This is a genomic window from uncultured Litoreibacter sp. (assembly GCF_947487515.1).
In the GTDB taxonomy this organism is placed as follows: domain Bacteria; phylum Pseudomonadota; class Alphaproteobacteria; order Rhodobacterales; family Rhodobacteraceae; genus Litoreibacter.
Genome location: NZ_CANKWO010000003.1, coordinates 14,514 through 35,745 on the forward strand (window position 1 = coordinate 14,514; position 21,232 = coordinate 35,745).

Annotated in this window: 20 protein-coding genes; 11 read left to right on the forward strand and 9 right to left on the reverse strand. The window is 55.7% G+C overall.

What is annotated here, in order from left to right:
• The first annotated feature begins 10 nt into the window (after window positions 1-10).
• On the forward strand, window positions 11-616 hold the full coding sequence (locus Q0746_RS09900) for an outer membrane lipoprotein carrier protein LolA (protein WP_298259780.1): 606 nt from the start codon (window positions 11-13) through the stop codon (window positions 614-616).
• A gap of 4 nt (window positions 617-620) precedes the next feature.
• On the opposite strand, the gene Q0746_RS09905 is transcribed toward Q0746_RS09900, so the two are convergent.
• Window positions 621-1,205, reverse strand: coding sequence for a lytic transglycosylase (locus Q0746_RS09905; RefSeq protein WP_298259782.1), 585 nt, complete (start codon window positions 1,203-1,205; stop codon window positions 621-623).
• Window positions 1,206-1,300: 95 nt separating this feature from the next.
• On the reverse strand, window positions 1,301-2,182 hold the full coding sequence (locus Q0746_RS09910) for an AEC family transporter (RefSeq protein ID WP_298259784.1): 882 nt from the start codon (window positions 2,180-2,182) through the stop codon (window positions 1,301-1,303).
• An 85-nt stretch (window positions 2,183-2,267) separates the two neighbouring features.
• On the opposite strand from Q0746_RS09910, the gene hspQ reads away from it, so the two are divergent.
• Window positions 2,268-2,597, forward strand: coding sequence for a heat shock protein HspQ (gene hspQ / locus Q0746_RS09915; RefSeq protein WP_298259786.1), 330 nt, complete (start codon window positions 2,268-2,270; stop codon window positions 2,595-2,597).
• Here hspQ and Q0746_RS09920 read toward each other — a convergent pair.
• From Q0746_RS09920 to Q0746_RS09930, 3 genes are all read right to left on the reverse strand, one after another.
• On the reverse strand, window positions 2,594-4,174 hold the full coding sequence (locus Q0746_RS09920) for a gamma-glutamyltransferase family protein (RefSeq protein WP_298259788.1): 1,581 nt from the start codon (window positions 4,172-4,174) through the stop codon (window positions 2,594-2,596). The two genes, hspQ and Q0746_RS09920, sit on opposite strands and share 4 nt — an antisense overlap.
• 272 nt (window positions 4,175-4,446) lie before the next feature.
• Window positions 4,447-4,821 (reverse strand): ATP-binding protein, encoded by a 375-nt coding sequence (locus Q0746_RS09925; protein ID WP_363322769.1) that lies wholly within the window; start codon window positions 4,819-4,821, stop codon window positions 4,447-4,449.
• Between the two features lie 104 nt (window positions 4,822-4,925).
• Window positions 4,926-5,279 carry an STAS domain-containing protein gene (locus tag Q0746_RS09930; RefSeq protein ID WP_298259792.1) on the reverse strand — a complete coding sequence of 118 codons (354 nt, stop codon included), beginning with the start codon at window positions 5,277-5,279 and terminating at the stop codon, window positions 4,926-4,928.
• Window positions 5,280-5,376: 97 nt separating this feature from the next.
• Between Q0746_RS09930 and Q0746_RS09935 the strand changes: the two genes are divergently transcribed.
• The 8 genes from Q0746_RS09935 (at window position 5,377) to Q0746_RS09970 (ending at window position 14,827) form a co-directional block, all read left to right on the forward strand.
• The gene (locus Q0746_RS09935; protein ID WP_298259794.1) at window positions 5,377-6,543 is read left to right on the forward strand and encodes an acetyl-CoA C-acyltransferase; all 1,167 of its coding nucleotides are present in this window, start codon (window positions 5,377-5,379) and stop codon (window positions 6,541-6,543) included.
• Window positions 6,543-6,995 (forward strand): GAF domain-containing protein, encoded by a 453-nt coding sequence (locus Q0746_RS09940; RefSeq protein ID WP_298259796.1) that lies wholly within the window; start codon window positions 6,543-6,545, stop codon window positions 6,993-6,995. Before Q0746_RS09935 ends, Q0746_RS09940 begins: the two co-directional genes overlap by 1 nt.
• Before the next feature lie 81 nt (window positions 6,996-7,076).
• Complete coding sequence (locus Q0746_RS09945; RefSeq protein WP_298259798.1) at window positions 7,077-7,649, forward strand: XRE family transcriptional regulator; 573 nt, start codon at window positions 7,077-7,079, stop codon at window positions 7,647-7,649.
• Complete coding sequence (locus tag Q0746_RS09950; protein WP_298259800.1) at window positions 7,650-8,273, forward strand: LysE family translocator; 624 nt, start codon at window positions 7,650-7,652, stop codon at window positions 8,271-8,273.
• 60 nt (window positions 8,274-8,333) lie between these two features.
• Window positions 8,334-10,787, forward strand: a complete 2,454-nt coding sequence (locus tag Q0746_RS09955; protein ID WP_298259802.1) for an FAD-dependent oxidoreductase — start codon at window positions 8,334-8,336, stop codon at window positions 10,785-10,787.
• Window positions 10,788-10,817: 30 nt separating this feature from the next.
• Window positions 10,818-13,259: an FAD-dependent oxidoreductase gene (locus Q0746_RS09960; RefSeq protein ID WP_298259804.1), complete on the forward strand. Its 2,442-nt coding sequence runs from the start codon at window positions 10,818-10,820 to the stop codon at window positions 13,257-13,259.
• A 37-nt stretch (window positions 13,260-13,296) separates the two neighbouring features.
• A complete protein-coding gene (gene rarD, locus Q0746_RS09965; protein WP_298259806.1) occupies window positions 13,297-14,190 on the forward strand; it encodes an EamA family transporter RarD in 894 nt (297 codons plus the stop codon).
• Window positions 14,180-14,827: an RluA family pseudouridine synthase gene (locus Q0746_RS09970; RefSeq protein ID WP_298259808.1), complete on the forward strand. Its 648-nt coding sequence runs from the start codon at window positions 14,180-14,182 to the stop codon at window positions 14,825-14,827. The genes rarD and Q0746_RS09970 overlap by 11 nt, the downstream gene beginning before the upstream one ends.
• Before the next feature lie 51 nt (window positions 14,828-14,878).
• Here Q0746_RS09970 and Q0746_RS09975 read toward each other — a convergent pair whose 3' ends face one another.
• On the reverse strand, window positions 14,879-16,306 hold the full coding sequence (locus tag Q0746_RS09975) for an aldehyde dehydrogenase family protein (protein ID WP_298259811.1): 1,428 nt from the start codon (window positions 16,304-16,306) through the stop codon (window positions 14,879-14,881).
• A gap of 80 nt (window positions 16,307-16,386) precedes the next feature.
• Between Q0746_RS09975 and Q0746_RS09980 the strand changes: the two genes are divergently transcribed.
• Complete coding sequence (locus Q0746_RS09980) at window positions 16,387-17,037, forward strand: peroxiredoxin (protein ID WP_298259813.1); 651 nt, start codon at window positions 16,387-16,389, stop codon at window positions 17,035-17,037.
• Window positions 17,038-17,108: 71 nt separating this feature from the next.
• Here Q0746_RS09980 and Q0746_RS09985 read toward each other — a convergent pair whose 3' ends face one another.
• The 3 genes from Q0746_RS09985 to pnp form a co-directional block, all read right to left on the reverse strand.
• Window positions 17,109-17,669, reverse strand: coding sequence for a L,D-transpeptidase (locus Q0746_RS09985; RefSeq protein ID WP_298259815.1), 561 nt, complete (start codon window positions 17,667-17,669; stop codon window positions 17,109-17,111).
• Window positions 17,670-17,872: 203 nt separating this feature from the next.
• Complete coding sequence (locus Q0746_RS09990) at window positions 17,873-18,553, reverse strand: outer membrane beta-barrel protein (protein ID WP_298259817.1); 681 nt, start codon at window positions 18,551-18,553, stop codon at window positions 17,873-17,875.
• Window positions 18,554-18,804: 251 nt separating this feature from the next.
• On the reverse strand, window positions 18,805-20,937 hold the full coding sequence (gene pnp, locus Q0746_RS09995; RefSeq protein WP_298259819.1) for a polyribonucleotide nucleotidyltransferase: 2,133 nt from the start codon (window positions 20,935-20,937) through the stop codon (window positions 18,805-18,807).
• Window positions 20,938-21,232 lie beyond the last annotated feature (295 nt).

The following is a 21,232-nucleotide window of genomic DNA, read 5'->3' on the forward strand; positions in this document are numbered from 1 at the left end:
TTTTAAGAACATGATGATTAAACAATTGATCCTTGCCCCTGTTCTGTCGCTCGCTTTGGCGGTGCCAGCTATGGCCGAAAAGATTTCGCTTTCGCAAATCTCGAACTACCTCAACAGCTTTCAAACAGCGAAAGGGGACTTCACCCAGATCAACGAGGACGGCTCCGTCACGACCGGTGAAATCCTGATCAAACGTCCGGGACGCGTACGTTTTGACTATGCTGCCCCAGACAACAGTCTTGTTATCGCAGGCGGTCAACAAGTCGCGGTGTTTGACCCGAAGTCAAATGTGCCACCGCAGCAGTTTCCCCTGAAGCGCACGCCCCTGAACTTGATTTTGGCTAAGAATGTGAACTTCAATAAGTCCAACATGGTTGTAGGTCATCGTGATGACGGCACAGCAACCGTGGTGAAGGTACAAGACCCTAAACACCCAGAATACGGCAACATCCAGCTGAAGTTCACTTCAAATCCGGTGGAGCTGCGCCAATGGGTCATCACGAATGACGCGGGCGGTCAAACCACTGTGATTTTGGGAGAGCTTGAAAAGGGCGTGAAAATTGGCGCACGCCCCTTCAGTATTCCGCAGGAAATTCACGATAGGGGCCTGAACTAGGCCCCTAAGCCTTTCCGCATCGGATAAGTTGGCTGCGATACATCTCGGATCGATCTGCAACGGCGCCCGAGACGCGCACCAACCAAGCCTTCTTGTTGTATGATCCGCGCGCAAATCCGGTACGCCCTTCATGATAGGCAAGGTACTGGTTGCGCGCGTCATACTTCGAGATGCCCAGCCGGTCCGAGCTGCCATCCATGTACCAGCCCATAAAATCAACAGCGTCGCTAAATCGATCCCGCTTGGCGCTAAACCGGCGTTGATCTTGCTGGTATTCCTTCCACGTTGCATCCAATGCCTGACTGAACCCAAATGCAGAGCTTTGACGCCCCATCGGAATAACCCCAATCGCATAGCGGAAGGGTGTGCGTGCATCGCTGACGAATTTACTTTCTTGATGGATAGTTGCCATCTGCACGTGAACGGGGATGCCCCATTTGCGCTGAACGGCCTTCATGCTCTTGAGCCAACCCGACTTCTGCGACACAATTGAGCACGCGTTGTCCAAGTTTCTAGGTGGCTTGCCGCCACCACCGCCACATGCGGACACGAGTAGAACAAACGCTAACGCGGTGAATATTTTCTTCATGATACCTGCTCGCCTTGATTTGGGCTTTTGCCTTTTTGGCTTTGCTGAATCCTAGCGCAAAAGAAACATCCACGCAAATACCCCTGCGCCCCAATTCAGATCAAAACCGCTAATGTGAGCGGGATGTAGCCAACGGATAACAAGGTCGAAACGACCACAAGGCCCGCAACAACATCGCTGTCGGCTTCGTATTTCACGGACAAAAGATAAGAAGTCACAGCGACCGGTGTGGACACTTGCAAAATCAGCACGGCCATCGGGACTGCAGGCAGATCAAACCACTTCCCCGCGATAATCGCGGCCCCTATGCAGATGCCAACCTTGAAAGCCGAGACCATCAGGGCCTTGCTGATGCCCGCCGGTTTCAAACGGGCGACGGCCACTCCGAGGGTGATCAGCATCATCGGAATTGCCATTTGCCCGACGAGGTCGATCGTATTGGTTAAGAAGCGCGGGGTTTCCCAGTCCATGACCAAAAATACCGCGCCCAATATAGTTGCGCCGACCAAAGGCTCTTTGATGACTTTCGTTAAGGACCCGCCCCCAGAGACCAGCCAAACCCCAAATGTGAATGACAAAATGGCCATGATCGCGAAAACAACGACGGCGAACCCTAGTCCTTCTTGGCCAAATGCAAACAGAGCAAGGGGCAAGCCCAAATTCCCCGTATTCCCGAAAATCAAAGGGGCGAGATAGGTGCGGCTGTCCATAGAACCAAATCGTACAACCACAAAACTTGCAATGGTTACAATGCCATAAGCAGTAATCGTCGCCAAAGAAATCGCTGTCAAAGCATCAGGGGAAATTTCTGTTCTCATCAGCGCTGAGAATATCAAACAGGGCACTGAAAGTGTCATTGCAAGTCGGGTAACGAATTCTATGCGGTAGTCAAAACCCAGTTTGACCCATGTAAATCCGATTGCAGCAAGGATGAAAACTGGGGCTACGATTTCTATGACCGTGGAGAATATGTTCACAAACTGTTTCCCCGAAAATAGGCGCCCATTCATGGACAAACCTCTCTGAGTAGGTCTATCTACAGAGGGTAGAGGTTGCAATGTTATGCTTAAAACTCAGGCGAAGTTCACACTGGGCCAGATAGTGCGCCACAAGAAACACCCCTTCAGAGGGGTGATTTTTGACGTGGACGCAGAGTTCTCCAATACCGAAGAATGGTATGACAATATCCCGAAGGATAGCCGTCCGCACCGCGATCAACCGTTCTATCACCTGTTGGCCGAAAATGACGAAAGCTACTATGTGGCCTATGTTTCCGAGCAGAACTTGGCCGCTGATATGACCGGAGAGCCAATTGACCATCCCGATCTGGAAGCGATGTTCGGTGACTACGACGGCCGTGGGAAATACCCGCTACAGTTCGACTTCAATTAATACCCCAAGGCGCAGCCGTCTTTTCGAGGATCAGAGGCGCCATGAAGAACGCCTGTTTCACGATCAATATAGATAGCCTGCGCGCCACCGATGGGTCCGTCCGGCGTGACAACCGCATGCCCTAGGTCAGCCAGTTCTTGGCGAACACTCTGGGAATATCCGCGCTCTACTCGCAGCTCACCCTCATCAGAGAAACTGCGCGGCGCGTCGATGGCGGCTTGGGGATGCATGTCAAAATCTACAAGATTGCTTACAAATCGTGCATGCCCGTTGGGCTGATAGGCACCCCCCATGACACCAAAGGGCATGATGACTTCGCCGCCGCGACGCAACAAACCAGGAATGATCGTGTGCATCGGGCGTTTGCCACCGGCCGCCTCGTTTGGGTGACCTTTTTCCAAGGTAAAGCCGCAACCGCGGTTTTGAAACAATATGCCAAATTTGTCGGACGCGAGGCCTGACCCGAAGCTATGAAAGATCGAGTATATCAACGAAACCGACATCAGGTCTTTGTCGACGACCGTAATATAGACGGTGTCTTTGTGCACTTGTTCTGACAATGACGCAGGAGGGGCCAAGGCTTTTTTCGGGTCGATCAAATCGGCAAGCCGTTTGGCCGTTTCAGATGCAAGCATGCCATCGACGCCTGTGCTGTGGGCTTCATCAGCGATGAATGTGTTGCGTGCGGCATAAGCCAGTTTCGCGGCTTCGGCCTCGACATGCGCACGCAGTGAACCGAAGGGGTCCATCGAGGGCAGATCGAAGTGTTTTAAGATGTTGTTCATCAAGATCGCTGTCGCACCTTGCCCGTTTGGCGGGTGCTCTACCAATTCGGTTCCTTTGTAGTCAGCGGATATCGGCTGGGTGTATTCACAGGTCGTTGCCGCAAAATCATCCAAGGTGTGATGACCGCCCGCCGCCTTCAAAGAGGAAACCATATCGTCTGCGACCTCCCCTTCATAAAAGCCGGCGCGCCCGAATTGCGATATGCGGCGCAACACTTCTGCCTGCTGCGGGGATCGAAACAGCTGTCCGGCCTTGGGGGGCTTCCCACCAAATAGATAGTACTGAGCAGCGGCACCCTTCGGGACGGATTTCGCAAGGTCCCAGTCAAAACTAGTGCGCGGTGCCACGGGAACACCGGTCTCGGCGTAGTAGATGGCAGGTGCCAGCGCGGCCCTCAGGCCAAGTTTTCCGTGATCCTTGCTTAACCGACAGAAGGCATCAACCGCACCTGGAAGCGTGATTGCGTCAGCTGTATCTTTCGGGATCGCGTTTAGCCCACGGGCGCGCAGCTTTGCCGCCGACATCGCTTTTGGCGCTCGGCCGGATCCGTTCAATGCAATCGCTTCTGATTCTCCGGATTTTTGCAGCAAAACAAAGCAATCGCCGCCAATTCCGGTCATTTGTGGTTCACAAATCCCCAGCAACACGGCCCCTGCTATGGCAGCGTCGACAGCGTTTCCGCCAGCTTCCAGCATTTGCACCGCAACTTTCGCCGCCAGCGGGTGCGACGTCGCGCACATACCATTGGTGGCAAGCACCGTGGAGCGCCCAGGGAGTTGAAAATCACGCATGTGGAGGCCTTTCGAATTCCGATGATCGCAACGATAGGTAGGAATTCGGGAAAGTCTACTAACGATCACGCCTGTTCGAGTTAGGGGGAGTTAGTCCTCGGCGTCACGCATCTGGGTGGGGGCTGATGAACGTGACGCCGAGTGAAGCTCTGCAGCTACAAGCAAAATTTCACATTCAAATGAGGCAACTGCATGGACGAAGTTGGACATTTTCGAGAAGAAGAAAGCCCCTACCTTGACCTTTCACGAGCGCATTTTGCGCTTCGCCAGAGTTACAGCGCGGGTTCTTGATTGGTTGGGATTTGCACGCAAAAGATGTTTTGCGTAGGGGCGCGGCGATACTCCATGTGGGAAGATAGGCTGCGGATGAAAAACCATCCGAATCCGCCTTCAGGAAGGTCGTCGATTTCCACGGTGGTGTCTTCCAATTCTGTTTCCGGCGGCGCTAAGCCAGGCATAGGAATACCATGATCCCGCGATTCAATTGATATCATGTCGTCAGTACAAAGCACTGAAATCAGGATATCCCCCAAATTTGAATTCTCGTAGCCGTGTTCAGCAATGTTGTTCAGCACTTCGGCCAGTACAATTTCTGTGCCGATAAAGCCTTCTGACTGGGCTGGGAATTCTTGCCGGAGGCGACCCATGATTTCCACCACTGCGTCGCGTATGGAAAGCGGATCCGCGTTGATAGTGTCTTCGTAGTGAAGACGTGGCGCACCATATACCAAGGGTGATTGGGCCAAGTTGTTCACGCAGCACTGGCACCTTTGGAGCCATCATTCGCTAAGGCCTCGTCCACGCTTGCGTATAGCAAAAACACGTTGTCCATACGGGTCAGCTTAAACACCTTGTCTACGGCTGCGGTTAGTCCGCACAATTCCAGCTTCTGGCCTTTTAGCGACTTCAATGCAGCGACCATGGCGCCCAATCCGCTGCTGTCCATAAAGGTGACAGTAGAGAGGTCCATTATCACCCGACCGCTGGCATTTGAGGTGGCCTCACGGAAGTTATCTTTGAAATGGAGGGCGGTTGCCGCGTCGATCCGGTTCTCTGCTAAAGTAAGGACAAGGGTGCCGTTTGGTGTTTCTGTCGTTTGCATCATTTTCCACTCTCCTGATCTTTTCAGGTTCATGGACTAGACGCCAAAGGTTACCGTTCTGTATGTATGCCACCGTCGTTAACAGAAAAGGTGTCTAAAAATGTCCGTATATATAACTGGTGCCAGCCGTACTCCGATGGGTGGGTTCCAAGGAGCCTTTGACAACGTAGAGGCTGCGCAACTCGGTGGATCCGCAATCAAGGCCGCATTGGCGCAGTCCGGTTTGACAACCGTTGACGAGCTGCTGATGGGGTGCGTGTTGCCAGCAGGTCAGGGCCAAGCCCCTGCGCGGCAAGCAGGATTCGCAGCAGGTCTGGGCGAAGAAGTGCCAGCGACTACGCTCAACAAGATGTGCGGATCGGGGATGCAGGCGGCTATGATGGCCTTTGACCAACTGTCGCTGGGTCATAGCGAAACAATGGTTGCAGGCGGCATGGAAAGCATGACCAAGGCGCCATATCTATTGCCAAAAATGCGCGGCGGTGCGCGGATCGGCCACCAAGGGGTGCAAGATTCGATGTTCCTCGACGGGCTAGAAGACGCCTACGACAAGGGTCGTTTGATGGGCACATTCGCCGAAGACTGCGCAGAATCCTTCCAATTCACCCGCGAAGCGCAGGACGAATATGCGCTGCGGTCCCTGTCCAACGCCTTGGCCGCACAAGAAAGTGACGCCTTCGCGGGCGAAATCTCGGCGGTGGAAGTGGGTGGCCGCAAGCCGTTCACCGTCAGCCAAGATGAGCAGCCTGCAAAGGCCCGCCCAGAGAAAATTCCACAGCTCAAACCTGCCTTCCGCAACGGCGGGACCGTGACTGCGGCGAACTCTTCATCCATTTCGGACGGCGCAGCAGCCCTCGTGATGGCGTCGGAAGCCGGAGTTAAGGCGCATAACCTAACCCCGCGTGCCCGTGTGGTGGGCCACGCAAACCATGCGCAAGCGCCGGGTTTGTTCACCACGGCCCCTGTTCCTGCCGCGCGCAAGTTGCTCGACCGGATTGGCTGGAGCGTCTCTGACGTTGACCTTTGGGAAGTGAACGAGGCCTTCGCGGTCGTCCCGATGGCATTCATGCACGAAATGGGGCTGGAGCGCGACATTATCAACGTGAATGGCGGCGCATGTGCTTTGGGGCACCCGATTGGGGCCTCTGGGGCGCGCATTATCGTGACATTGCTGAATGCGTTGGAAACCCGCGGGTTGAAGCGGGGTGTCGCGGCGATTTGCATCGGCGGGGGCGAGGGCACGGCCATCGCGATTGAAACCGTCTGATGGCTGACTACGCCGCACTTGCCAAAACGGTAGCTGCCCTTGTGGAGGGCGAAGATGATGCCGTTTCTTTGATGGCGACTGTGGCGTGCGAATTGCACCACGCGGATGACCGGTTCGATTGGACAGGGTTTTACCGCGTGGTTGCACCCGAACTGCTAAAGATCGGCCCTTACCAAGGGGGGCACGGGTGTTTGGTCATTCCGTTCTCTCGTGGGGTGTGCGGCGCGGCGGCGCGTCTGGAGCAAACTCAACTTGTTCCGGACGTTGATGCCTTCCCTGGCCATATTGCATGCGCGTCTACGACCCGCTCTGAGTTGGTGCTGCCTGTGTGGAACGGGGCAGGGGATCTGATTGCGGTGTTGGATATCGATAGCAACCAGCCTGATGCTTTCAGTCAGGTGGATGCGGACCGGCTCGCGGATATTTTGCAGGATGTTTTCGGAAAAATTTGAGGCGCATGTGACATTTTGCTTGCGCGACTCGTGAGTTTTGTACTTTGGTGAAAAAAAGGTTAAAAATTTCACGAAAGTCAAATGAAGCATATGCAGCCCAGCCAAACCGTAACCCTAGGGGCCGATCTTCGGGCCTTGAGAAAGGCACGCGGGTTGAAGCTGGCGGAGCTGGCAGAAACGCTTGATCGCTCGGTTGGTTGGCTCAGTCAGGTGGAACGGGACCTCTCCGAGCCGTCGATCACCGATTTGCGGCATATGGCCAAAGCCCTCAATGTTTCTGTCTCTAGCTTGTTTCGCCAAGCGGCCTCAGCAGTAGAGGAGCAAGGTCTGATTGTCAGGGCTGGCTCGCGGCGTCCGATTGGATCGTATGAAGCAGGGCTGAAAGAGGAACTCCTTTCGCCGGATCTGACCGACGACTTTGAGGTTGTCCATTCCACCTTCGAGCCGAAAAGCGAAATTACCGAACCGGTGTGCCGCCCTACTCAAGAAGTGGGATATGTGGTTTCAGGCAAGCTGGATCTATGGATATCTGGCACAACGTTTACCCTGAACGTCGGTGATAGCTTTCGCATCCGAGGCGAGCCCTTCCGTTGGATGAACCCCTATTCGACCACCGCTGTGGTGATCTGGGTTATTGCACCTCCGGTGTATTAGATGACTTTCGAGGGTTGGATCATATTTGCGGTGTTCTGGGTGGTCTTTGTCGCCACGCCAGGGCCGAACGCAGTCAATTGCATCCAAAACGGGATGACACATGGCTTCCGGCGATCCCTATGGGGGGTGCTGGGCATCCTGACACAGGCGACGCTGTTTTTGCTGCTGTCGGCGGCTGGGGTCACGGCACTGCTGTCGCAAGCCCCAGAGGTGTTCTATTGGGGCAAGCTGCTAGGCGCTGGGTTCTTGGTGTTCCTTGGCGTTCGCGGGCTGTTGAACGCAGGCAAGCCGGTGACGCCGCGCCACGTCTCTGCGCGATCAATCTACCTGCGGGCCTTCTTGATCGCGACCATCAACGTCAAATCCATTGCGGGCTATTTCGCGGCCTTCTCGCAGTTTGTGCAGCCGGATATTCCCGTCTGGTCTCAAATGTGGGTGATCATGCCGACGGCCCTTGTAATCACCAGCTTGAGCTACCTCGGTTTCACCGCCGTGGGTGCTGGGCTTGGCCGCGCGGCCATCGGCGCGATCCTGAATGTTTGGGTCAGACGCGTTATGGCGGTGTGTTTTATAGTTTACGGCGTGCTGCTTGGCAGTTCTCCGGTGCCGGTGGCCAAACAATGACCACCTTCAGATTTCAGCGACATACAGACACGGGCCGGTCCCGTCAAAAGGAGCAAAACGATGAGTGACTTTCCTACAACCGCACGTGTTGTAATTATTGGTGGCGGGGTTGTCGGTACGTCGACCTTGTACCACCTCGCAAAGGCAGGTTGGGACGATTGCGTTCTGTTGGAAAAGAACGAACTGACGGCTGGCTCAACGTGGCACGCTGCAGGGAACTGCCCCAACTTCGCTCCGAACTGGGCGGTGATGAATATGCAGCGCTACGGGTTGGAAATGTACCGTACGCTGGCCGACGACGTGGACTACCCGATGAATTATCACGTCACCGGTGCGGTGCGCTTGGCGCATACCAAAGAGCGTATGAAAGAGTTTGAGAAGGTCGCATCTCAGGCGCGCTATCAAGGGCTGCAAATGGACATTTGCACACCGGCAGAACTGAAAGAATACAACCCCTTCATGGAAACGCATGACCTTGAAGGCGGGCTGTGGGATCCACTGGACGGTGACATTGATCCGGCACAGCTGACGCAAGCTTTGGCCAAAGGCGCACGCGATGCCGGTGGCCGGATCGAACGGTTCTGCCCTGTGATCGGGCTGGAACGCGATGGTGACGAATGGATCGTGAAGACCGAAAAAGGCGATATTAGAGCCCAATATGTGGCCAACTGTGCCGGTTACTACGCCCAACGCGTCGGAGAAATGTTCAAGCCATTCGGTGGTCGCACGGTTCCAATGGTTGTGATGTCCCACCAGTACTTCCTGACTGAGCCAATCGCCGAACTGGAAGCTTGGACGAAGGAGAAGGGCCACAAAATGCCGATGATCCGCGACGTGGATATCAGCTACTACCTGCGTCAGGACAAGCACGGCCTGAACCTCGGCCCATATGAAATGAACTGCAAGGCGCATTGGGTTACGCCCGAAGACCCGATGCCCGAGGACTTCAGCTTCCAGCTGTATCCGGATGATCTGGAACGCCTTGAATATTACATCGAAGACGCAATGGAGCGCCTGCCAATCTTGGGCACTGCTGGCGTTGGCCGTAACATCAACGGCCCGATTCCCTATGCCCCAGACGGCTTGCCGATGATCGGACCAATGCCGGGCGTCAAAAACGCCTTTGAGGCGCATTCCTTCACCTTTGGCATCGCTCAAGGCGGTGGTGCGGGCAAGGTTCTGTCCGAGTGGATCATGCACGGTGAAACCGAAATGGATATGTGGGCCGTCGATCCGCGTCGCTACACTGACTACGCCGACCATGACTTCTGCCACTCGAAGGCGTTGGAAACCTATGGCCACGAATATGCCATGCATTTCCCGCATCACGAATGGCCTGCTGGTCGCGACAAGAAGCTGTCGCCAAACCATGCAAGCCTGCTGTCTGCGGGGGCCCAGATGGGGGCTTACAACGGCTGGGAACGCGCAAACTGGTTCGCCAAGGACGGGGATGACACCTCCGAGGAATCGACCCAAACATGGAGCCGCAAGGGGCCTTGGGAGCAACGCATCAAAGAAGAGGTCGCGGCTTGCACAGACGGCGTCGGCATCCTCGATATGCCGGGCTTCTCGCGCTACAAACTTAGCGGTGAGGGCGCTGCGGAATGGCTGCGGACCCAAATCGCAGGCGCTTTGCCAAAAGCTGGCCGGATGAATCTTGGTTACTTCTCCGACAGCCGCGGACGCATTGTAACCGAGGTGACGATCATTCGCTGGGGGGAAGACGACTTCTGGATCATGACCGCGGCCGTGGCGCAATGGCATGACTTCGAGTTCCTCAAAGGCCGCTTGCCGGCTGACGGCTCTTTGTCGCTCACGGATATCACCAAAGAATGGTCCACCAAATTGGTCACCGGTACGAAATCGCGCGAGTTGATCCAAGAATTGGCCCCTGAGGCCGATCTGACAACCGGTTGGCTGACGATCCAAGACGCGGTTGTTGCGGGCAAACCAGCCAAGTTGTTCCGCATCTCCTTCGCGGGCGAGTTGGGCTGGGAAGTTCACACATCCTTCGAGGACAGCGCAGCTGTCTATGAAGCTGCACGCACTGCGGGGGCTACGCCGTTCGGAATGTACGCCCTGAACTCTATGCGTATCGAGAAAGGTTACCGTACTTGGAAAGGTGATTTGTCGACCGACTACACCCTTCTCGAAGGGGGGCTGGATCGCTTTGTGCGTCTGAACAAAGAACAAGACTTCCCTGGTAAGGCCGCTTTGGCCGCCGAGATGCAACAAGGCCCTAAAAAGGGATTTGTGACGCTTGTTGTCGACGCTGGTGACGCTGACGCGCCCTACATGTCTCCTGTTTGGATGGGGGATGAAATCGTCGGCGAGACCACATCAGGCGACTGGGGCTACCGGATCAACAAATCTGTGGCTTTGGGCGTCGTGAAGGCAGAAGCAGCCAAACCCGGAACCGAGCTGGAGGTAGAGATCTTCGGCGTACGCTGCCGCGCGGTTGTCCAAGAAGACCAGCCTTTGTGGGACCCTGAAAACGCACGCATTCGCGCATAGTACCCCTCGCGGATTGAAAGGACATAAGACATGACATTACCTACACATGCCCGCGTTGTTATCATCGGCGGCGGGGTCATCGGGTGCTCGGTTGCCTATCACTTGGCTAAACTTGGCTGGAAGGACATCGTGCTGCTGGAACGCAAGCAGCTGACGTCTGGTACAACTTGGCACGCGGCGGGCTTGATTGCGCAGCTACGGGCAACCAAGAACATGACGAAACTGGCGAAATACAGCCAAGAACTCTACGGCGATCTGGAGGCTGAAACAGGCGTCGCAACAGGCTTCAAGCGCTGCGGTTCGATTACTGTTGCATTGACTGACGAGCGGCTGGAGGAAATCAACCGACAAGCGGCAATGGCGCGGTCCTTTGGGGTCGAAGCAGAGTCTATTTCGCCTGAAGAGGTCAAAAAGCGCTACGAGCACATCAACATTGATGGTGTCGTAGGCGGCGTGTATCTGCCGTTGGACGGCCAAGGTGATCCAGCCAATATTGCGCAGGCTTTGGCCAAAGGGGCCCGCCAGAACGGGGCCCTCGTCAAAGAGGGTTACTTGGTCACTTCGATCGAAAAGGAAGGCCGTCGCGTCACTGGGGTAACTTGGGAAGGCGCGAACGGTGAAGCAGGCTCTATTCAGGCTGAACACGTTGTAAACTGTGGTGGCATGTGGGGCCATGAGGTTGGTCGCATGGCGGGCGTAAATGTTCCGCTTCACGCTTGTGAGCACTTCTACATCGTAACTGAAAACGTAGCGGGCCTCACTCAAATGCCGGTCCTTCGGGTGCCGGATGAATGTGCGTATTACAAAGAAGATGCGGGCAAGATGCTCTTGGGGGCGTTTGAGCCTGTGGCGAAGCCTTGGAAGCTCGACATTCCGAAGGATTTTGAATTCGACCAACTTCCAGAGGACTTCGACCACTTCGAGCCAATTCTAGAAGCCGCGGTCGAGCGTCTGCCCATGTTGGCCGACGCGGGCATCCATACCTTCTTTAACGGCCCTGAATCTTTTACGCCGGACGACGCCTACCACCTTGGTTTGGCGCCAGAGCTGGATAACTTCTGGGTCGCGGCAGGCTTCAATTCCATCGGCATTCAATCGGCAGGCGGTGCAGGGTCTGCGCTGGCGCAATGGATGGACGAAGGCGAGAAGCCGTTCGATCTGGGTGACGTGGACATCAGCCGGATGCAGCCATTTCAAGGCAATCGCACCTACTTGCATGAGCGCTCCAAAGAGACGCTGGGTCTCCTCTATGCGGATCACTTCCCGTTCTTGCAAAAGAAAACGGCGCGCGGCGTTCGGCGCACGCCCTTCCATCAGCACTTGCTCGACAATGGGGCAGTCATGGGGGAGCTTGCAGGCTGGGAACGGGCAAACTGGATTGCGGACAAAGGCCAAGAGCCCGAGTACCAATACACTTGGAAACGCCAGAACTTCTTCGACAACGTCGCCCGTGAACATGCGGCAGTGCGCGGCAATGTGGGCATGTATGATATGTCCTCTTTTGGCAAGATTAGGGTCGAAGGTCGTGATGCCGAAGCCTTTATGAACTATGTCGGGGGCGGCGATTATTCGGTGCCTGTTGGCAAGATCGTTTATACGCAGTTCTTGAACTCCAAAGCAGGAATTGAGGCAGACGTAACAGTCACGCGCCTGTCCGAAACGGCGTTCTTGGTCGTTACTCCAGCTGCTACGCGCCTTGCGGACGAGACATGGATGCGCCGCAATGTTGGTGACTTCAATGTTGTGATCACAGACGTAACCGCAAGCGAAGGTGTGCTTGCGGTGATGGGGCCAAATTCTCGGAAGCTGTTGGAAAAGGTCTCTCCGGCTGATTTCAGCAACGAGACGAACCCCTTCGGCACCGCAAAAGTCGTCGAAATCGGCATGGGTCTCGCGCGGGTTCACCGTGTGACCTATGTGGGCGAGTTGGGCTGGGAGGTCTACGTGAGTGCGGATCAGGCGGCCCATGTTTTCGAGACGCTTCTTGAAGCTGGCCGCGATATGGATCTGAAGCTGTGTGGCATGCATATGATGGACACGTGCCGCATCGAGAAGGGCTTCCGCCATTTCGGCCATGACATCACATCCGAGGATCACGTCATGGAAGCCGGTCTTGGCTTTGCGGTGAAGAAAGACAAAGCCAACTTTATCGGCCGTGAAGCCGTGTTGGAGAAGGCCGAAAAGGGTCTAAACATGCGTCTTTTGCAGTTCAAGCTCATCGAGCCTGAGCCGTTGTTGTATCATGCCGAACCCATTTTGCGTGACGGTGAACTGGCAGGCTACCTGACCTCAGGGTCCTATGGGCACCACCTAGGGGCCGCCATGGGGATGGGATATGTCCCGTGCCACGGTGAAAAACTGGCGGATGTTTTGGCCTCTACTTATGAGATCGACGTCGCCGGAGTACGTGTAAAAGCAGAGGTGTCCTCCAAACCTTTCTACGACCCGAAATCGGAACGTGTGAAAGTCTAGCCCTTGCAACTGACGGGCCATGGTGGTGAATGATGCCATGGCCCGTTTAAACAACATCCCTGAAAAATCCGGTGACAGCCCTGCGGGGTTGGCATTTGCTGTATCCGCATATTTTCTCTGGGGGTTCTTGCCGCTGTACATGAAGGCGCTTTCCCATGTGCCTGCGGCCGAAGTTGTGGCACATCGCGTGATCTGGTCCATTCCGGTGGCGGGGGCAGTGTTGATCCTTTTGGGGCGCACCAAAGATATAAAAGAGGCTCTAACATCGCCAAAAATGCTGGCGATGGGGTGTCTGACCGCTACGTTGATTTCGCTCAACTGGGGCATCTATGTTTGGGCAATTAGCGTCGGGCAAACACTTGATGCAGCGCTTGGCTATTACATCAATCCTGTGTTTTCCGTGTTTCTTGGGGCGGTGATCTTGAAGGAACGGCTGAGTGGGCTTCAATGGGGCGCAGTCGCATTGGCCTTCGCTGCGATTGTGGTGCTCACGATTGATGCGGGGCGGCTGCCGCTGGTCTCTATCGGCCTCTCGGTGACATGGGGCTTTTATGCATTGTTTAAAAGGTCCTTGCCGATCGGGCCCAATCAGGGGTTCTTGCTTGAGGTGACGCTGTTGGCCGTTCCTGCCTTTGCCTATTGGGCCTATGCTGGTTCGACCGGAACAAGCCATTTTTCATCTGATCTGTGGCTGCTTTTGGGGTGTGGCGTTGTGACGTCGGTGCCGCTGATGCTGTATGCCAATGGGGCGAAACGGTTGACGTTATCGACCATCGCAATTCTTCAATACATTGCGCCAACAATGATCTTCCTTGTCGCAGTGTTTGTCTTCAAAGAGCCGTTTGGCACTGCGCGCGGTATTGCCTTTCCGATGATTTGGGCGGCCTTGGTGCTGTATTCATACTCAATGGTGCGAAATCGTGGTCAGTAGCGCTTACACCCCCCCAATGGACCCATTGGACATCATCCATGAGGATGCGGAGCTGCTGTTGGTGAACAAGCCCGAAGGCCTGCTGTCCGTACCAGGAAAGGGAGAACATCTGGCGGATTGCCTGATCACGCGCATTCAAGCCGTGTTCCCAACGGCCCTTTTGGTGCATCGTCTGGACCGCGACACATCCGGCGTCATGGTGTTTGCCCTTACCAAATCGGCCCAACGACATCTTGGGCTGCAGTTTGAAAAACGCCACACCAAAAAGACCTACATGGCGCTGGTGCGCGGTGAGGTGAAAGACAAAGCAGGCGAGATGCACCTGCCGTTGGTCGTTGATTGGCCAAACCGGCCCCTGCAACATGTGAATTTTGAGCATGGCAAACAGGCCGTGACACAATGGCGACGTGGCGCGGTGAAAGACGGCACCACCCGCATGCGACTTTTCCCGCATACCGGACGATCGCATCAATTGCGGGTCCATATGCTGGCGCTTGGTCACCCGATATTGGGCGATCCGTTTTATTCAGATAACGCGGATGAGTTCCCCAGAATGATGCTTCACGCAGAAAGCTTGAAACTGCGCCATCCTCAGGGTGGCAAGGCCATGGAATTCAAGGCCAAGGTGCCGTTCTAAATGCGCCCCCCTCCACGCGGTCGCAAAGGAGGGGAAGCGCGCCGGATCAACTTAGTCATTCCAGCCGGATACGGCCTTCACTTCCAAGAATTCTTCAATCCCGAATGCCCCGCCTTCGCGGCCATTGCCTGATTGCTTATAGCCCCCAAATGGGGATCCTTGAGCAAAGCCGGAGCTGTTGGTCTCTACCATCCCAGAGCGCAGACGACGTGCCACACGGCGACGTTTTTCGGTGTCACTGGTTTGGATGTAGTTGGTCAGCCCGTATGGCGTGTCATTGGTTGCCGCGATGACCTCTTCCTCAGAGTTGAACGGCATCATGCACATAACAGGCCCGAAGATTTCTTCGTTGTAGATTGTCATATCGGGGGTCACATCGGTGAAAACCGTGGGGCGCGCGAAAAAGCCGCGGTTCAAGCCGTCTGGGCGACCTACACCCCCAGCCAAAAGGGTGGCCCCTTCGTCGATGCCTTTTTGGATAAGGTCTTGCACCTTGTTGAACTGCATTTCCGAGACGAGCGGTCCGATATGGCTGCCGTCTTCGGACGCCGGTGCGACTTTGGTGGCCTCGGCGGTGGCCTTTACCTGCTCCACGGCTTCGTCAAAGCGCGACGCCTCGACAAACATCCGCGTGGGGGCGTTGCATGATTGGCCGGTGTTGCGAAAGCAACGCGCGGCGCCGTCTGAAGGTGCAGTGTCGCGGGCGTCGGCGAAGATGATGTTCGCCCCTTTGCCGCCCAGCTCCAGCGAAACGCGTTTCAACGTGTCCGCGGCCGATTTGGAGATCAGCTTGCCGGCACGGGAAGACCCCGTGAAGGACACCATGTCCACATCGGGATGCGCAGACAGTTGTGATCCGACGCCAATCCCGTCTCCGTTCACCATGTTGTAAACGCCAGCCGGAAAGCCTGCTTCGTCCATGAACTCGGAGAACAAAACGCCGGATAGCGGCGCTATCTCCGACGGTTTTAGCACCACCGTGCAACCTGCGGCGATCGCTGGGATCACTTTCAGCACGATTTGGTTCATCGGCCAGTTCCAAGGGGTAATCAGCGCGCACACACCGATCGGTTCGCGCAGGGTCATCTCGGTGTCTGTGAAGGGGGTATCGAATTCAAATGTTTCAAAGGCTTTGATAAAGCCCTCCATATGCCACGATCCTGCGCCGACCTGCTGGGCCCGAGCCAGTTTTAGCGGAGCACCCATTTCCATCGACATGGCTTGGGCCATCTCTTCGGAGCGCGCCTTATAGATGTCCAAAAGCCTGCGCAACAGCGCGAGCTTGTCGGATTTTGAAACCGAAGCCCAATCGTCAAATGCTGCACGCGCAGCGGCAACCGCGGCGTTGGTGTCGGCCTCCGAGCCTAGTGAAATCGTTGCGCATATCTCCTCGGTGGAGGGATTAACCACTTGGAAATCATTGGCTCGAGAAGGCGTGACCCATTGACCGTTGATGTAGAATTTCTTGAGATTGGACATCGGATGCTCCGTTCAGGGGTGTCTATGACGTTCGCCATCATTATATTGGGATGAGAAAGCACAAATTGAAAGGGACCGCCATGGGCCTGCGTATTAACGACACTATTCCAAATATCACTGTTGCGACCGACAAAGGTGACATCAGTTTGCATGATTTCGTCGGTGACAGCTGGGCAGTGATTTTCTCGCATCCAAAGGACTTCACGCCCGTTTGCACGACGGAGTTCGGCGCGGTCGCGCAACTTGCTGACGAATGGGCGAAGCGTGGCACCAAAGTGCTGGGCGTGTCTGTGGACGGCGTCGAAGAGCACGTCAAATGGAAGCGCGACATCGAGCAAGTGGCCAACGCCAAGGCTGAATTCGCAATCGTGGCAGACATCGACCTGACCATGGCGAAGGCCTTCGACATGCTGCCAGCCGAAGCATACCTGCCAGACGGTCGCACCCCAGCGGATAGCGCAACAGTGCGTTCGGTCTTCATTGTCGGGCCAGACAAGCAACTGAAGCTGTCGATGACATACCCGATGACCGTTGGCCGCAACTTTGCGGAAATCCTGCGCGCATTGGACGGTCTGCAAATGTCGGCCAAAGGTGTGGCGACCCCCGCGAACTGGCAGCTGGGCGAAGACGTCATCGTGCCGCCAGCCGTCAGCACAGAGGACGCAACGGCCAAATTTGGGGATGTGACCGAAGTTCTGCCCTATCTGCGTACGGTCAAAGCGCCCTCCTAAACTAGGCTGACACCAAAATGCGAAGGCCGACCCAAGAGGGTCGGCCTTTTGCGTTTAGAATGGGGGCTGACTTAGTGCAGCACAACTTTCGCGCCTTCGGGCACCTGTTGATACAAATGCGCGATATGGGCATTGGTCAGGCGTACACAGCCGTTGGAAACCGCAGAGGCGATGGTCCAAGGCGCGGATGTCCCGTGAATGCGCAGGAACGTGTCTCCCTTGCTCGGGGTGAACAGATATAGCGCACGGGACCCCAGCGGGTTGTCAGGGCCGCCCGGCATGCCGTCCTCGAACTGCTTATATGCGCCCGGATCACGCTTGATCATGTCTTGCGTTGGTGTCCATGCGGGCCATTGCTTCTTGGCGCCGACGTGGAATTTACCGGACTCGTAAAGGCCCGCTTTGCCAATGCCGCAGGTATAGCGGATGGCTTTGCCTTCAGGCAGCGTCCAATAGAGCGCGAAGGCCTTGGGGTCGACGTGAACTTCGCCCGCCGGCAGGTCGCCTTGCAAGGTGATAATCCGTGGCTTGAACTCTTCTGGCATGACCCATGCCTTGCGTTGCGCAAGCGCTGGTGTGCCTACGGCGGCAGCGGCGATGGAAGTGGTCAGAAGGGAACGGCGGTTGATCATATTCTGGTCCTCAAGATGCGCCCTAAAAATACGTAAGAGCGGTTCGTTGCCCCTAGCATAACGGGTTTCATCCTAAAGGGGCAATAACAGGACCGTGATCAAATCAAAGAACGCCTTTGAGGGCCCCGGTGTTGCACCGGAACCCTCACCGAATGGAACCCCACCCGATCTGTCAGTCTACACCTCGTTTTTCTGGAGGGGGCTTAGAACCCGAAGCGCAGACCGACATTCAAGTTGACCGAGGACACGTCGTCGCTGACGACACCGGTAAGCCCGCCTGCGCCATTGAACCGTGGCACATCCACGCCAAAGTCGCGCACATAACGCATATCGCCGGTTAGGCTTAGGTTGTCAGACAAGGCATAGGCCCCGCCTAGGATCAGCTGGGCCGATAGGTTTTCGCTGCGGTCGTTCAAGGTCACGCCATTGCCGTAGACAATGGCGGTGTCTGTCGATGCAATGCCCAAACCGATCCCTGCGTAGGGCGTGAAGGCCCCGCCTGTGGGTAGGTCTGCGATCAAGTTGCCGAACAGGCGTGTGGTGCTGATGTCGCCTGCTACATTGGTCTCGGCGGCGGGACCATTCCCCGAAAAGAACACGGAACCGACGTCGCCGGTGTTATAGGACAATTCGACTTCGCCTCGGACACGGAACTGACCGAAATTCAAGGATGGTAGGGATTTGCCCACGGCCCCGCCGATGCTGAAGCGGGTGTCGAAATCCGTACCCACGGATTGGATGCCGCCGGGGGGTGTTACGACGCCCTCAAAGTTTGGGTCTTGCAAGAAAGACGCGCCACCAAAGATCTGGCCGTAATGATCTTGCGCGACCACAGGGCTGGCAAGAAGGCTGGCGGCAACGAGGGTGGGAAGAGTATAGCGCATGGTGCTGTCCTTAGCTGTAACGATGTTTAACGCGGCCAAAACTCTCCGCGTCTCACGGGCGTTTATGAGGCCGGATTACGGGCCGGTCATTACAACTCACTTCAACTTCTATGGGCGAAATTGTGTGTAGGATTGAGGGGGTATCGGTCGAATAAAATTCGCGCTGAAGTGTTGCGGGATTATAGGCAACCAATGAAAAAGGCCCCGATGTTTCCATCAGGGCCTTTTCCTATTTTAATGGAGGCAGAGGATTAATCCTCTTTCTTCTCTTCTTTGATTTCTTCGCCAGTTTCCTGATCGACAACTTTCATCGACAGGCGAACCTTGCCGCGGTCATCGAAGCCCAGCAGTTTGACCTTCACTTCTTGGCCCTCTTTGAGGACGTCGGAAGGGTGGTTCAAACGGCGGTTCTCGATTTGGGACACGTGGACCAGACCGTCGCGTTTGCCGAAGAAGTTCACGAAGGCGCCGAAGTCGACGATCTTCACAACGGTACCGGTGTACACGGCACCTTCTTCTGGCTCTGCCACGATCGAGTGGATCATGTCGTAGGCTTTCTTGATGGCTTCGCCGTTCGGGCTTGCGATCTTGATGGTGCCTTCGTCGTTGATGTCCACTTTCGCGCCGGAAACTTCCACGATCTCGCGGATAACTTTACCGCCGGAACCGATCACTTCGCGGATTTTATCCGTTGGGATCTGCATGGTCTCGATACGTGGTGCGTGAACGGAGAACTCGCTCGCAGAAGACAGCGCTTTGTTCATCTCGCCAAGGATATGAATACGGCCTTCTTTGGCCTGAGCCAGCGCCGTCTTCATGATGTCTTGGGTGATGCCCGCAACTTTGATGTCCATCTGCAGCGATGTGATACCGTTCTCGGTACCTGCCACTTTGAAGTCCATGTCGCCAAGGTGGTCTTCGTCACCCAAGATGTCCGACAGAACCGCGTAGGAGCCGTCTTCTTCCAAGATCAGACCCATCGCAACACCAGCAACCGGCGCTTTCAATGGAACACCAGCGTCCATCATGGACAAGGAGCCACCACATACGGACGCCATGGAAGACGAGCCGTTAGATTCAGTGATCTCGGAGACCAAGCGCACGGTGTATGGGAAATCAGTTGGCGCAGGCAGAACGGCCTGAAGGGCGCGCCATGCAAGCTTACCATGACCGATTTCGCGACGACCTGGAGGGCCGAAACGACCAACTTCGCCAACAGAGTATGGAGGGAAGTTATAGTGCAGCAGGAAGTTCGACTTATACATGCCTTGCAGGCTGTCGATCATCTGCTCGTCGTCGCCGGTGCCCAATGTGGTCACAACCAGACCTTGAGTTTCGCCACGTGTGAACAGGGCAGAACCGTGTGTCCGTGGCAGCAAGCCAACTTCGGAAACGATGTCGCGGATTTCGTCCAGTTGACGGCCGTCGATACGCTTCTTGTTCTTGACCACGTCGCCGCGAAGGACAGTGGATTCAAGTTTCTTCAGCGCGGCGCCAAGGTTCTCGTCTTCCAACTGCTCTTCAGACAAGCCTTCTTGAGCCGTCTCTTTGGCAGCAGCAACAGCGGCGGTGCGCTCTTGCTTGTCAGTGATCGCGTAAGCCGCACGCATGGCTTTTTCGCCAGCTTTGGCAACCGCTTTGTACAGGTCCGAGTAATCCGGCGGTGTGAAGTCGAACGGCTCTTTCGCGCATTCGCCTGCGAAGTCGAGGATCAGGTCGATAGCTGGCTGGATTTGCTCGTGAGCAAAGTTCACCGCACCAAGCATTTCTTCTTCGGTCAGCTCGTAGGCTTCCGATTCAACCATCATCACGGCGTCTTTGGTGCCTGCAACAACAAGGTCCAAACGCTGCTCTGGGTTGTAGCGCAGGTTGTGCATGTCATCGAGTTCTGGGTTCAGGATGTAATCGCCATCTTCATAGCCTACGCGGCAAGCAGCGATTGGGCCCATGAACGGTGCGCCGGAAATGGTCAGGGCCGCGGAGGCCGCGATCATTGCAACCATGTCTGGGTCATTCACCAGATCGTGGCTCAGCACAGTACAGATGACCAGAACTTCGTTTTTGAAGCCAGGAACAAACAGCGGGCGGATCGGACGGTCGATCAGGCGCGATGTCAGTGTTTCTTTCTCGGTGGGGCGGGCCTCACGCTTGAAGAAACCACCGGGGATTTTACCCGCGGCGTAGTATTTCTCATTGTAGTGAACGGTCAGTGGAAAAAAGTCCTGACCTGGCTTTTGCTTCTTGGCAAAAGTCACGGCGGCCATAACAGAGGTCTCGCCGTAGGTGGCAATAACACAGCCGTCAGCCTGACGGGCAATCTTGCCGGTTTCGAGTGTCAGGGTTTCTTCGCCCCACTCGATTGATTTCTTTGTCTCAGTAAACATGTATCGTTTCCTATAAAGGAGCACTCCCGGCCTTCCGGGTCTCCCGTGTAAATAGCGGCCCCATTGCCGCCGACCCCAATCCTCTTGCATGCACCCGGGGTCTGGGCGTCACGTCTCAGATAGCGCGGCTATATAGGGGTTTGAGGCATTTGGGAAGTGGGGAGGTTATTAGTGGCGTTGCCAAGTCTGAATGCTCACATTTCGCAGCCATGGCTGGATGTCCGCTGTGCGGACTTAGCTGCCGTTCTTGGAGTGCCCCAATGGTCTGCTGTGGCTAAAATTTCATACCATCCCA